11 protein-coding genes and 1 tRNA gene are annotated in these 12,914 nt (G+C 71.8%); 5 read left to right on the top strand and 7 right to left on the bottom strand.

Going from position 1 to position 12,914, the window contains the following annotated elements; translation table 11 throughout:
• Positions 1-50: 50 nt before the first annotated feature.
• The 3 genes from LNW72_RS14150 to LNW72_RS14140 all read right to left on the bottom strand — a co-directional run bounded on the left by LNW72_RS14150 (position 51) and on the right by LNW72_RS14140 (position 3,303).
• Complete coding sequence (locus tag LNW72_RS14150) at positions 51-1,667, bottom strand: TauD/TfdA family dioxygenase (RefSeq protein WP_250975741.1); 1,617 nt, start codon at positions 1,665-1,667, stop codon at positions 51-53.
• 134 nt (positions 1,668-1,801) lie between these two features.
• Positions 1,802-2,014 carry a zinc ribbon domain-containing protein gene (locus tag LNW72_RS14145; RefSeq protein ID WP_250975740.1) on the bottom strand — a complete coding sequence of 71 codons (213 nt, stop codon included), beginning with the start codon at positions 2,012-2,014 and terminating at the stop codon, positions 1,802-1,804.
• Positions 2,015-2,061: 47 nt separating this feature from the next.
• Positions 2,062-3,303 (bottom strand): hypothetical protein, encoded by a 1,242-nt coding sequence (locus tag LNW72_RS14140; protein ID WP_250975739.1) that lies wholly within the window; start codon positions 3,301-3,303, stop codon positions 2,062-2,064.
• A gap of 189 nt (positions 3,304-3,492) precedes the next feature.
• On the opposite strand from LNW72_RS14140, the gene LNW72_RS14135 reads away from it, so the two are divergent.
• The 4 genes from LNW72_RS14135 (at position 3,493) to LNW72_RS14120 (ending at position 6,522) form a co-directional block, all read left to right on the top strand.
• Positions 3,493-3,564: transfer RNA gene (locus tag LNW72_RS14135), tRNA-Val, on the top strand.
• 179 nt (positions 3,565-3,743) lie between these two features.
• A complete protein-coding gene (locus tag LNW72_RS14130; RefSeq protein WP_250975738.1) occupies positions 3,744-4,865 on the top strand; it encodes an aminopeptidase P family protein in 1,122 nt (373 codons plus the stop codon).
• 146 nt (positions 4,866-5,011) lie between these two features.
• Positions 5,012-5,698 (top strand): hypothetical protein, encoded by a 687-nt coding sequence (locus LNW72_RS14125; protein ID WP_250975737.1) that lies wholly within the window; start codon positions 5,012-5,014, stop codon positions 5,696-5,698.
• A 62-nt stretch (positions 5,699-5,760) separates the two neighbouring features.
• Positions 5,761-6,522, top strand: coding sequence for a DUF4239 domain-containing protein (locus LNW72_RS14120; RefSeq protein ID WP_250975736.1), 762 nt, complete (start codon positions 5,761-5,763; stop codon positions 6,520-6,522).
• 78 nt (positions 6,523-6,600) lie between these two features.
• Here the strand turns inward: LNW72_RS14120 and LNW72_RS14115 are convergent, their stop codons facing one another.
• The 4 genes from LNW72_RS14115 to LNW72_RS14100 all read right to left on the bottom strand — a co-directional run bounded on the left by LNW72_RS14115 (position 6,601) and on the right by LNW72_RS14100 (position 11,719).
• Positions 6,601-8,034, bottom strand: coding sequence for a family 2B encapsulin nanocompartment shell protein (locus LNW72_RS14115; protein WP_250975735.1), 1,434 nt, complete (start codon positions 8,032-8,034; stop codon positions 6,601-6,603).
• Positions 8,035-8,476: 442 nt separating this feature from the next.
• Positions 8,477-9,157, bottom strand: a complete 681-nt coding sequence (locus LNW72_RS14110) for a VTT domain-containing protein (RefSeq protein ID WP_250975734.1) — start codon at positions 9,155-9,157, stop codon at positions 8,477-8,479.
• Positions 9,158-9,388: 231 nt separating this feature from the next.
• Entirely contained in the window at positions 9,389-10,996 is a 1,608-nt protein-coding gene (locus tag LNW72_RS14105) for an alkaline phosphatase D family protein (protein ID WP_250975733.1), read from the bottom strand.
• A 72-nt stretch (positions 10,997-11,068) separates the two neighbouring features.
• Positions 11,069-11,719 carry an HNH endonuclease family protein gene (locus LNW72_RS14100; RefSeq protein WP_250980149.1) on the bottom strand — a complete coding sequence of 217 codons (651 nt, stop codon included), beginning with the start codon at positions 11,717-11,719 and terminating at the stop codon, positions 11,069-11,071.
• Between the two features lie 256 nt (positions 11,720-11,975).
• Between LNW72_RS14100 and LNW72_RS14095 the strand changes: the two genes are divergently transcribed.
• A complete protein-coding gene (locus LNW72_RS14095; protein ID WP_374117409.1) occupies positions 11,976-12,752 on the top strand; it encodes an ABC transporter permease in 777 nt (258 codons plus the stop codon).
• Positions 12,753-12,914: the final 162 nt, after the last annotated feature.

The raw sequence follows: 12,914 nt of genomic DNA, 5'->3' as shown, positions 1-12,914 counted from the left end.
TCGAGGGGGTCCGTCCGAGTGTTCGGCGGACCCCCTCCTGTCGTGCGGTGCTACCGCAACAGCCCTGCCAGCAAAGGCCGGTAGTGGGCGAAGTCCGCGGCGGCCGCCACCCGTACGTCCTTCGCGCCCTCGTCCCACCGGCGCAGCCGCACCGCCTCGGCGCAGAAGGCCTCGGCCTCGAAGTCGCGCACCTCGCTCTGCGACATCGGCCCGCCCTGCACCCGCAGGGTGTGGACCGAGGCCTCCGACAGCCGGCCGAAGTACTCCGGTTCCACCGCGCACAGATACCGCTTCGCGGCGACGTGCAGCCGCACCGGCTCCGTCACCTCAGGTCCGAACCACCGCGCCAGCCACTCGGCGCCCGTGTGGCTGTGGCGGTTGTCGGTCCCGGCCATCAGGTCCGCGCCGCTCACCGCCCCGTGGAAGTGCCCCACGTCGTGCAGCAGGGCCGCGGCGACGAGGGCGGGCGCGGCGCCCGCGGCCTCCGCGAGGGAGGCGGCCTGCAGCATGTGCTGGGCCTGGGTGACGTCCTCGCCCAGGTACTGCTCGGCGCCCGCGCCGTCGAAGAGGTCGGCCAGCTCGTCGAGCGGCCGCTCCCGGCGCAGCACGGCGAGTGTGCTCGCGAGCCCGTCGAGGTCGGCGTAGCAGCCCTGCAGATGACGCTCGCCGCTCTCGGCGAACGCGGTACGGGCGTGCAGCAGCCGGGTGTTGTCGAAGATGAGGCAGTCGCCGGGAGCCAGCCGGAAGTCGAGCCGCAGCTCCGCGCGCGACAGCAGCTCACCGAAGGTCCGGTAGGCGCGGTAGAAGGAGTCCAGCGCCTCCCGCGACAGCCGCAGCGTCCCGATGGACCGGTTGTTGAAGCGGACCTCACGGATCCGCCCGAGCGGGTCCACGTCGATCAGCGGCCGGTCGGCGCGCAGCGCGGTGCGGGCGTCGTCGAAGCGGAAGGGCACCAGGGTGCGGGCGAGCACCTCGAACGCGGCCGGGTCCTCGGTGCGCAGCAGCGCGGCGGCGGCGAAGCCGTCGACCAGCCCCGAGTCGCCGCCGACGGCGGCATTCGTCAGACAGTGCAGCAGCTGCAGGGTCGGTACGGGGTCGCGGTACGGATTGTCGGTGTGCGGGGCGATCGCCGCGCCGGTGAAGGCGAGGTTGTTCGGGTCCGCCTCGACGCGTACGTCGAACAGCGTGCCGTAGTTCGTCTCGCGGACATGGCCGAAGGTCCCGGCGACGGCCAGCACCTGCCGTTCGGTGCGGGGCACGTCCCGCAGCAGGGCGAAGCCGAGCCGCTGGACGGACTCCAGCACCCGTATGCGCTCGGCCGGGTCGGCGAGATACGCCTCCCAGCCGGCTTCGGGCAGGTGCCCGTCCAGATCGGCGGCGCACCACAGCTGCTTGCCGGCCTCGGTACGGCCGTCGCCGCTGTCCCCGCTGCCATCGCCGTCGGCGGGGTCCGCCGAGGCGAGCCACCGGGTCCCGTAGACGGACCGGTGGCCGTCCGGGAGCCACTCCACCTCGAACGCGGCCTCGCCGGCCCGCACCTCGCCGACCGCCAAGTCCGTTGGCAGATCGGTGATCTGGAAGAGCTTCTGGCCGTTGCGCGGATCGCGGCACTGGGCGCAGCGGCAGTTGTCCCGCAGCCAGGCCGCCGGGAGACGGGTCAGGTCCATACGGTCCTCCATAAGTTGTCTAGCCAACTTTAGAGAGGAACGTCGCACGCGGTCATGAGGACCGACGAACGGGCACATGTCGCGAGGGTGAACACCGGGTCCCGACGCGGAGGGATGCGGGACGACGCGGAGCGTCAGCCGCAGCAGCCGCCTCCGCAGCACCCACCGCCACCGCCGCCACCCGACGCGGGAGCGGCCGCGCTGCCGCCCACGGCGACGGCCGACAGCAGCTTCACCGTGTCGTCGTGCCCCTCGGGGCAGCTCGCGGGGTCGGAGGACTCGGCCATCGGCCGGTTCAGCTCGAAAGTGGTACCGCAGGACCGGCAGCGAAACTCGTATCGGGGCATGCCCCGAAGAATAGCCCCGCCGGCCGATGGTCCCTGGAGAGCGAGCGTCAGCGCCCCTGCGCCCGGTCCTCACGGATGTTCGCGACGACCCGGTTCACGGTCTCCCGCACCGCCGCCGTCTCCGTCAGGAAGGCCCAGTAGTCCGGGTGCCGTCCTTCCAGCGCGGCGAGCGCCCGGTCCAGCCGCGCCACCGCGTCGTCCAGCGGCCGGGCATGCCGGGGCTCGGGCGTCGTACGGCCCTGCATCGCCAGCCGCTGCGCGTCACGGATGGCGAACCGGGTCTTCTCGACCTCGGCCTTCGGATCCTTGCTGACCTCGTTCAGCCGGCGCAGCCGGTCACCGGCGGCGGAGACCGATCCGTCCACGTCGTCCAGCAGCGCCCGGACCGTGCTCAGCCGGGACGTCGCGTCGGCCCAGCGCTGGTCGTCGCGGGCCTTGACGGCCTCCGCGAGCTTGGCGCTCGCCTGCGCCACGGCGGTCTCCGCCTGCGCCGGCACCTGCTGCAGGTCCTGCCAGCACGCCAGCGAGAAACGCCGCCGCAGCTCGCTGAGGACCGGCTCGACGCCACCGGCCCGGGTGGCCAGCGCCTCGACGCGGGTGCGCAGGCTGACCAGCCGCTTGTCGATCTCCTTCGCCTGCTCCGGCAGCCGCGACGCCTCCGCCCGGATCGCCTCCGCGCGGCGCTGCACGTCCTCCGCGCGCGCCAGCGTCTCCGGCACGCCGTGCGTCCCGGCCCCCTGGTTCAGCTTCGTCAGCTCCGGCGAGAGCGCCGCCAGCCGCGAGGCCAGCTCGTCGCCCTTCAGCCCGGCGGCCCGCACCGCGTCCAGCGCGTTGCTCGCCGCCAACAGCCCCTGCCGCGCCCGCTCCACCGCCGGCGCCAGCCGGGCCAGCTGCGTCTCGGCCTTCCCCAGCAGCGGTGCGAGGCTCGCGGCGAACCGCTCCAGGTCGGCCTTGGCCCGGTCGAGGTCGTCCTTCGCCTTCGTCAGCTCGTTGCGGGCCCGGGTGGCGGTCGCCGTGTCCAGCTCGTCCCGGTCCAGGTCATGGGCGTCGACGGTGGCGATGTACGCCCCGCTGACCTGGTCGATCTGCTCGCCGAGCGCCCGGAACCCGGCCAGCGCGCGCTGCGCGGCCGGCGAGTTGTCGACGGCGCTGATGGTCTCTATCGACAGGTCCAGGTCGCGCTGTGCGGTGTCCAGCTCGTAGAAGGCCTGAGAGGCGGCGTCCTTCGCGGCCTGGGCATCGGCGCGCAGATTGTCGCCGCGCCGCCACCACGAGCGTGCCGTCGTCACAGTGACTCTCTCCCGCAGGTCCGCCGCTGGTGTCTGTCGGCTCCAGTCTCCCACCTGACCAAGACGAATACACGGCCCGGGCCGGTTGCACGGACACGTGACCGAACGCCGGGCGATGCTTTACCCGTCCTTGGTATCCGGTTGGGGAGCACGGGGTTCGGCGATGTAATCTGTCACTTCACGTTCCGAGGGCGTGTAGCTCAGTGGTAGAGCAGCGCCTTTACACGGCGCTGGTCGGCGGTTCGAACCCGTCCACGCCCACCGCTCGATCCATCCGGGAGCCCCCGGCCAGCAATGGCCGGGGGCTCCCGGCGTTTCCGGGGCCGGGGGCGCGGCCGGGGCCGCGGGCCCGCCCCCGGTCGCGCCCCGGGTCGGGAGACCTGAGGCTGGAAGCCGTACGGTCCGGCGTCCGCCGGTGGCCGGCGGCCTCAGGAGGCGTCATGGCGGGTATCCAGCCGTTCACGCGGGAGGACTACGCGGCACGGATGGCACGGGCGGCGGAGGCGGCGGCCGCGGCGGGACTGGCCGGCGTGGTCGTGACCCCCGGCCCGGACCTGGTCTATCTGTGCGGGTACCAGCCCACGGCGATCACCGAGCGGCTGACGATGCTCGTCCTGTCCGCAGGCGAGGAGCCGCAGATGCTGGTGCCGGTCCTGGAGCGGCCGGACGCCGAGACGGCGGAGGGCGCCGGGGCGGTCCTGCTGACGGACTGGACCGACGGGCAGGACCCCTACAACGCGGCGATCGGGCTGCTGCGGCCCGAGGGGCGCTACGGGATCTCCGACTCGGCGTGGGCGATGCACCTGCTGGGCTTCCAGCGGACGCTGCCCGGTACGGCGTACGCGTCGCTGACCGATGTGCTGCCGATGCTGAGGGCGGTCAAGGACGAGCACGAACTGGCGCGGCTGGCGGCGGCGGGAGCGGCGGCGGACGCCGCGTACGGCGACATCCTGAAGGTGCGGTTCGCGGGCCGCCGGGAGACCGAGGTGGCGGGTGACCTCGCGGATCTGCTGGTCTCGTACGGGCACAGCCAGGTCGACTTCACCGTCGTGGGCTCCGGGCCGAACGGCGCCAACCCGCATCACGAGGCGGGGGAGCGGACCATCGCCGACGGCGACATGGTGGTGCTGGACTTCGGCGGCCTGAAGGACGGCTACGGCTCCGACACCACGCGCACGGTGCACGTCGGCGAGCCCTCGGACGAGGAGCGGAAGGTGCACGACATCGTGCGCGAGGCGCAGCAGACGGCCTTCGAGGCGGTCCGGCCCGGCATCGCCTGCCAGGAGATCGACCGGGTGGCCCGCAAGGTCATCACGGACGCGGGGTACGGCGAGTACTTCATCCACCGGGTCGGCCACGGCATCGGTGTGACGACGCACGAGCCGCCCTACATGGTGGAGGGCGAGGAGCGGCCGATCGTGCCGGGGATGTGCTTCTCGATCGAGCCGGGCATCTATCTGCCGGGGCGTTTCGGGGTACGGATCGAGGACATCGTGACGTGCACGGCGGAGGGCGGCCGGCGGCTCAACGGCACCCCGCACGAGATGCGCCTTGTCGGCTGATATTCGAACTGGTGCGAGGTTTAATGACCTTGCGTTGATTCGTTCGGGGGAACAGGTTCGAACTGGGCCGTAGTCGCGGTTCGCGCGGCCTCAAGATCTGTTGTGTGAGAAATCGGTGGGGAAGGGCCGCCCTGCGAGGAGCAGTGGTGGCGGCGGGGACCGCCCTGTGCGGTTCGGGGTTACTGGTACCGGTCGCGGTCGCCGGCGAGGACTGTCCGGGGCCGGTCACGGTCCAGGTGGAGCCCGGCTCGGTGCGGGTCTGCGTCCAGGCCCCGTACAGCCACGGACAGGGGTCCGGCGACGAGGACGGCGACGAGGACGGCCACGGCTCCGGTCACGGTCACGGCCACGGTGAGTGGCACTGGGGTTGGCATCATCACCACCACTGCCATTGCTACTGGCACTGGCACGGCGACCATCCGTCGTGTCCTGAACCGACTCCGACCCCGACCCCGACCCCCACACCGACCCCCAGCCCCACACCCACGCCCGTACCGACCCCCGTGCCCACACCGCACCCGACGCCGAGTCCGACGCACCGCGTGGTCGTCCCGCCCCCGCGGGTCACCCCGCCGCCCCGTGTCGAGCCCTCGCCGGAACCGGCGCCGAGCAGCAGCCCGGAGCCCGTCGTCACCCCCGCGCCGACCCCGTCGCCGCGACACGCCCCGCCCCCGCGCCCGCCCGTGCACTGGCCGGTCCGCGTGGCGGCACCGGCGCCCCCCAAGCACCACCGGCAGCCGCTGATGATGACGATGCTGCTCACGACGGTGCCGGGACTGCTCGCGGCGGCCGTGCTCCGGCCGGGCTCGCACGTGTACCGCAGGGCCCGTTGACGTCGTTCCGACGACCGGTGACCCGTAGACCCGCTGTCAGTTACGTCAGCTAGGAGTTCCTCATGTCGCAGTGGATTGCTCTGGTGATCGCGATGGCCGCCGCCTGCGTGGTCGTCATCACCGTCGTGGTGCTCAGACAGCGGCGCGTCCCGGTGGACGACGACCCCACCGAGACACCCGACGTCATCGAGTACATGACGATGATGATCGGCGTGATCTACGCGATCGTCCTGGGCCTGGCGATCGCCGGAGTGTGGGAGGGCCAAGGGGCGGCGCAGGACGACGTGATGCGTGAGGCGCAGGCCCTGCACGAGGTCAGCACCCGCGTGCAGGTGTATCCGCCCGAGGTCCGGGACCGGATCCGGACGGACGTCGACGCGTACGTCTCGTACGTGGTCCACAAGGAGTGGCCGTACATGGCCGACCACGGCACCCTCTCCCCGAAGGGGACGGAGCTGCTGTCGGCGGTGCGCCGTGACGTGACGGACTACGCGCCCAAGGGGGACCTGGACGCCCAGGCCTACCAGCCGGTGGTGGACCAGGTCGCGGTGGCCGACGAGGCGCGCACCGCGCGCGGCCAGAACGCGGGCGCGACGATGCCCGGGATGGTGTGGTTCGGCCTCATCGCGGGCGCCCTGGTGACGGTGGGGCTGATCTTCACGCTGCAGATCCGCCGCTCGGGCCGGGAGTTGCTGCTGGCGGGCCTGTTCAGCGCGCTCATCGCGTTCCTGCTGTTCCTGATCTGGGACCTCGACGCGCCCTTCGGCCGGGGCATCGCGGTCGCCCCCGATGTGTTCCTGGACCTGTTCCCGGCGCTGAAGTAGCGGAGCCGGAGCGGGGCGCACGACAGAAGGGCGGTGGCCGGGGAGGGACCCCCGGCCACCGCCCTTCCGCTTGCCGTGCTAGTCGCGCCAGTTGGCGATGTTGACGTTCTCCAGGACACCGAGGGCGTCCGGGACCAGCACCGCGGCGGAGTAGTAGGCGCTGACGAGGTAGCTGATGATGGCCTTCTCGCTCAGCCCCATGAACCGCACGTTCAGCCCGGGCTCGTACTCGTCCGGAATACCGGTCTGGCGCAGACCGATGACGCCCTGGTTGTCCTCGCCGGTACGCACCGCGATGATCGAGCTGGTGCGGGCCTCACTGATCGGGATCTTGTTGCAGCTCAGAATCGGCACACCGCGCCACGCGGGGACGGTGCTGCCGCTGACCTCGACGGAACTGGGGTACAGCCCCTTGCGGGTCCATTCGCGGCCGATGGCGGCGATGGTGCGGGGGTGGGCGAGCAGGAAGCGGGTGCCGCGGCGGCGGCTGATGAGTTCGTCGAGGTCGTCGGGGAGCGGGGGGCCGGCGTGCGGCTGGATGCGCTGGTCGTAGTCGGCGGCGTGCAGCAGTCCGAACTCGCGGTTGTTGATGAGTTCGTGTTCCTGGCGTTCGCGCAGGGCTTCGATGGTGAGTTTGAGCTGTTGCTCGATCTGGTTCATCGGTTCGTTGTAGAGGTCCGCGACGCGGCTGTGGACGCGCAGGACGGTCTGGGCGACGCTCAGTTCGTATTCGCGGGGGGCGACTTCGTAGTCGACGAACGTGGACGGCAGGTCTGCTTCGCCCTTGTGGCCGGAGGCGAGTTCGATGGCGGCTTCGCCGCGCTTGTTGACCCGTTGGCGGGGGATGGCGCGGTAGGCCTCGATGTGGGCGCGCAGGGCGGGGGACTGGTCGGCGAGGGTTTGGAAGTCCTGCCGGGACAGGGCCAGCACGGTGGTGGTGGTGGCGGCTTTGGCGGTGAAGTCCCAGGGTGTTTCCGGGTCGAGCAGGCCCTGTTCGCCGAAGTGGGCGCCGTCGGCGAGGACGCCGAGACGATTCTGCTCGCCGAATTCGCCCTCGCTGAGCTTTTCGACCTTGCCGTGGGCGAGGAGGTAGAGGGTGTCGACGGGCTGGCCGGCTTCGGCCAGGAGCTCGCCGGGGGCGAACTCGCGCTGGGTGAAGCGGTCGGCGAGCGCGGTGAGGACCGCGGTGTCCTCGAAGGAGCGCAGCAGGGCGAGTTCGCCGAGTTCGGCGGGGACGACCCGCACGTGTGACCCGGTTTTGACGAAGGTCACCTTGCCGTCGCCCACGGAGTAGGTCAGCCGGCGGTTGACCCGGTAGGTGCCGGCCGTGACCTGTACCCAGGGCAGCATGCGCAGCAGCCAGCGGGAGGAGATTCCCGCCATCTGAGGTGCGGACTTGGTGGTGGTCGCCAGATTCCGGGCAGCAGCCGTATCAAGGCTGGTGTGCGCCGAGTTGTTGTCCGGGGCGCCCGGGGTGCTGAGAGCGGCGTCCTGGCCCGCATCAACCGACATGCGTATGTCCTTCGCATTAGGGGGTGGGGTATGCGGGCTCATTCTTTTTCGTCACTCTCCACGCTGGCTATCGCTGGATCGAGTGAGAATGAATCGTAAAAACGCCAGAGCCGGGGAATAGGAACATACGATCGATGGGGACAGTGTCCGCATATGACAAGTTATGGTGCGGGGGGCCTTTGCGGCGGTCAACTGGTCCTGGCCGAGGCGGAGTTCCGATTCTGACCGTACGCGTACGGGAATGATCGGAATGCATCCAGAAGGAAGTCGTTGCCGCACTCTTTTGACGGCTTCGGCGGTGTAGCAGGTCCGCCGCGTTATTTCCCGCCGAGCATCGAACTGATGCCTGCGTCCGTGCTTACGGGCCGACCCCGGCCGCCCGCGCACCGCGGAGATTTTTCCTTAGCATTACTTCGTCCACGCAGGGGTGCGGGGGGCCGGCCTACAGCGCTTCGACGACCGCTCCGCGGTCGGTGGCGGCGGGCTGCGGCGGGATCGCCAGCGGCACGGTGGTCAGGGCCGCGGCCATCGCCGTCCGGCGTCCGCGGCGGAACACATAGGCGGCCAGCGCGCCGGTGCCCACCAGGGCGACCAGCGACATGAAGGTCCCGAGCCAGCTCGCGCCCAGCCACTCGCCGCCGAGATAGCCCAGGCCCACGCTGTACGTCGCCCAGGCCACACCGGCCACGGCCGACCAGGGCAGGAACTCCTTGGGCCGGCGGTGCGCCACACCCGCGCCGAGGCTGACCACGGAGCGGCCGGCCGGCGCGAAGCGCGCGAGCACGACGAGCGACCCTCCGCCCCTGGTCAGCACCTCGCCCAGTCGTTCCTGGGCGGTGGAGAGCCGGCGGGACTGTGCCATGCGGCGGTCGAACCAGTCGCCGCCGCGCCAGGCCAGCCGGTAGGCGGCGATGTCGCCGAGGCAGGAGGCGATGGCGGCGCACACCAGGAGCGCGACCACGTCGAGCATGTCGCCGCCCGCACCGGTGGTGCCCGCGGTCGCGGCGCTGATCACCAGCACCCCGCTGGGCAGGATCGGCACGAACACGTCGAGCAGTACGGACAGCGCGACGAGTACATAGATCCATGGCCAGTCGAACAAGGAGCCCAGACCCTCGAGCACCGTGCCTCCCCGTCCGACATATTGCCTGTTGGCGTATGGGCGGATCTACATCCGCTCCCAGCCGTACAGCGTACGCCAGAGGGGGTGGCCGGTACCTGTGAGGGGTACGTGATGTTGTAGACACGGTGTGGGGAATATCCCGGACACCCCGTGCGGGGCGGCTGGAGAACCGGCTGATGACGGTGTGCGCCGCCGCCCGGCCGCGAGCCGGCGGACAACGGATCGCACCGCTCACCTCCGCCGGTGTGTCGACGGCTCGAACGAGCCCTTGGGGCCGGCCACCCGGAGGTCGAGCAGCCGGCCGCGCAGGGTCAGGGTCATCAACTGGTTGCCGAACCAGGGGCCGCCCAGGCGCGTCCAGCGGATGACGGACGCCGGGAGCCGGCCGTGCCGGGCGAGGGCGCGGCCGATCCAGCGGCCCGGCCGGCTCCAGCCGACGCGGAAGCCCAGCCGTATCGCCGCGGGGACGCTGTTGTGGATCGGCGAGCAGGTGAGCTGGAGGACGCGGCTGCCCACCGGGCGCGGCCAGTGCGCCTCGGCGATGTACGCGTGGTGCACATCGCCGGACAGGACGCAGATGGTCGCGGGAGCCCGCGGCCCGCTGCCCACCTCGGCGAAGAGGCCGGCGAGCGCGTCGAAGGAGGTGCGGAACGCCGCCCAGTGCTCCAGGTCGGCCGCCTGCCGCAGCTTCTCGCCGCGCTCCGCCCACCGCGGGCCGCGCACGCCCCGGCAGAGCGCCGCGTCCCACTCCTCGGCGGCGTGTACGGCGTGCGGCAGCAGCCAGGGCAGCGAGGTGCCGACCAGGAGATGGTCGAACGAGCCGTCGGACAGCGCCTGTTCGCGCACCCACTGCCATTCGCCGTCGTCCAGCATCGAGCGCCGGTCCTCCTCCAGGACGCGGGCGGCCCGGGAGTCCACCATCAGCAGCCGGACCCGTCCGAAGTCGCGCCGGTAGCTCCAGCGCACCGACGCGGCGTCGGCGTCGGCGCGGGTGGCGAAGGCGCGGACGGCCTCGGTGCCGTCGGCGGCGGCGCGCACCGTGGCGAAGAGCTCGTCGGCGGCCAGCTCGGCGGGGGAGAGGTTGCCCAGGTGCTGATGGACCCAGTACGACATCAGGCCGCCGAGGATGCGCTCCTGCCACCAGGGCGTGCCGCGGATCTGTCCGAGCCACGCCTCCGAGGTGTTCCAGTCATCGATCACATCGTGGTCGTCGAAGATCATGCAGCTGGGGACGGTGGACAGCAGCCAGCGCACCTCGGGGTCGAGCCAGGACTCGTAATAGAGGTGGGTGTACTCCTCGTAGTCCGCGACCTGGTCCCAGGGCGGGTCGGCGAGGTCGCGGCGGCGGGCGAGCCAGCGGCGGGTGGCCTCCGAGGTCTCGTCCGCGTAGACCTGGTCACCGAGCAGGAGCAGTACGTCCGGGCGGGCGGCGCCGTCCCGCACGATCTCCTGGGCGAGGGAGTCGAGGGCGTCCGGGCCGACCGGATCGCGGCTGTGGTGCGCGGGCGCCGCCCAGCGGCAGGAGCCGAAGGTCACGCGCAGCGGGGCGCTGCCGCCTGCGGCGGTGTGGATGGTGCTGGGCGGGAGCGGGGAGCCGGGCAGCGGCCACACCTGCCGGCCGTCGAGGTGCACGGCGTACGGCGTCCCGGCGCCGGGACGCAGCCCGGTGACGGTCACCAGCGCGTAGTGGTGCCCGGCGACCTGCCAGGTCCTGGCGGTCCCGCCGCCGTCCCCTTCGCAGGCGACGACCGCCTCGCACGGGCGGTCCGCCTCGATCCAGACGGTCGCGCTGTCCTCGCCCACGTACCGCAGCAGTGGACCCAAACGCAGCTCAGCCAAGGTGACCGGCCTCCCCTCCCGCGCCCAAGAGTACGGACGCGGGAGGGGAGGCGGGAGTACCGCGTCAGGCCGTCAGCAGCCGTTGAGGATGGAGGTCAGGGCGCTCTTCTCCGCCGAGTCGACGGTCAGGGAGTAGGAGTACTTCACCCAGACCCACATACGGGCGTAGGTGCAGTGGTACGAGGCCAGCGGCGGCAGCCACTGGGCCGGGTCCTTGTCGCCCTTGGCCTGGTTGACGTTGTCGGTGACGGCGAGCAGCTGGGAGTGGGTCAGGTCGTTGGCGAACGCCTGCCGCTGGGCGGTGGTCCAGCTGGCGGCGCCGGACCGCCAGGCCTGGGCGAGCGGGACCATGTGGTCGATGTCGACGTCGGAGGCGGCGGTCCAGGTGGCGCCGTCGTAGGGGGAGTGCCAGGTGCCGCTGACGGCGGCACAGGAGGAGTCCTGGACGACGCCCGTGCCGTCGCGCTTGAGGACGACCTCACGGGTGTTGCAGGCGCCGCTCTGGGTGATCCAGTGCGGGAACTTGTCGCGGCTGTAGCCGGTGGACGATCCCTCGGCCTGCACGGTCAGTGCGGCCAGTTCGGTACGGGCGGTCGCGGCGCTCGGCGGCGTGGGGGGTGCGGCCTGGGCGGTGGTGGGGGCGACGAGCAGCCCGAGTGCGGCGGCGATGGCGGCGAACGCGGTGAGCACACTCACGCGTCGACGCGCGTAGACATTGCGTATCCGGGACATGCGAACTCCCTGTGGGGTGGGGGTGCTTGTGAGGGTGATGGGCCCGGTAAGCGTGCCGGGTCCGGATTGCCTGCCGAGGTGCGGCAGGTTACAGATTGGCGACATGATCACGTCATGTCGAGGGGTGGCGCACCATCAGTTCCCTTGGGTCCGGCCCGCACCCGCCTACAGTGACCCCGTGTTCGCCGTCGTGTCCGCCGCCACCACGCCTGCCGCCGGTACGGCCGGCGGCACCACTCTCCCGGCCCTGACGTCCGCCACCACCACCTCGCTGCTGCCCGTCGACCGCACCCTCGGCGTCGTGCTGGCCGTCCTGCTCGTGGTGGCCACCGGGGTCGCCGCGTACGCCCATCTCGCGGACGAGCGGGAGAACTACGCGCGCGGGATCGCCGTCGCGGGGCTGCGGGCCGCACTGCAGCTCGCGGTCGTCTCGCTGCTCATCGGCTGGGTCGTCCGCTATCTGCCGGCGCTGCTCGCCTTCGTCGCCGTCATGTACGCGGTCGCGGTGTGGACCGCGGGCCGCCGCATCACCCGCGACCGCAGCTGGCGGTGGGCGGCCGTGCCGATCGGGGTGAGCGCGCTGCCGGTCGTCGCGCTCCTCGTGCTGACCGGCCTGGTGCCGCTCGACGGCATCGCGCTGATCCCCGTCGCGGGCATTCTCATCGGCGGCGCGCTCACCGCGACGGTCCTCGGCGGGCGCCGCGCGCTGGAGGAGCTGCACAGCCGGCACGGCGAGGTCGAGGCCGCGATGGCGCTGGGATTCGAGGACCGGGACGCCCGGCTGGAGATCGCCAGGCCCGCCGCGTCCGGTGCGCTGGTGCCGGGGCTCGACCAGACGCGGACTGTGGGACTGGTCACGCTGCCGGGTGCGTTCGTCGGCATGCTGCTCGGCGGGGCATCACCCGTGATGGCGGGCGCCGTTCAGCTCTTCGTGCTGGTCGCGCTGCTGGTGGTGCAGGCGGTCGCGGTCTCGTCGGTTCTGGAGCTGGTCGCCAGGGGCCGGCTGACCCGTGGCGTAGAATAGGTGGCGCAGAAGGGGAGTAGCTCTTCGCCGGACCGTCGACATACTGCTCAGATCCTGAGCCGGCGCCCGGAGGCACGGTGGGTTTCCCACCGGGCCAGCGAGACCTTCGGCCGCAGCGTTTCCATTGACGCTGTCGAGCCGAAGCGACCCCTTTTCCCGGCG

The organism is Streptomyces sp. RKAG293, from assembly GCF_023701745.1.
GTDB lineage: Bacteria > Actinomycetota > Actinomycetes > Streptomycetales > Streptomycetaceae > Actinacidiphila.
This window is presented reverse-complemented; position numbering and strand designations above follow the sequence as displayed.

What these genes read in the sequence shown, in the direction of transcription:
- LNW72_RS14150 (WP_250975741.1), bottom strand. Translation starts at nt 1,667, where the DNA reads ATGGACCTGACCCGTCTCCCGGCGGCCTGGCTGCGGGACAACTGCCGC.
- LNW72_RS14145 (WP_250975740.1), bottom strand. Translation starts at nt 2,014, where the DNA reads ATGCCCCGATACGAGTTTCGCTGCCGGTCCTGCGGTACCACTTTCGAG.
- LNW72_RS14130 (WP_250975738.1), top strand. Translation starts at nt 3,744, where the DNA reads ATGGCGGGTATCCAGCCGTTCACGCGGGAGGACTACGCGGCACGGATG.
- LNW72_RS14120 (WP_250975736.1), top strand. Translation starts at nt 5,761, where the DNA reads ATGTCGCAGTGGATTGCTCTGGTGATCGCGATGGCCGCCGCCTGCGTG.
- LNW72_RS14115 (WP_250975735.1), bottom strand. Translation starts at nt 8,034, where the DNA reads ATGTCGGTTGATGCGGGCCAGGACGCCGCTCTCAGCACCCCGGGCGCC.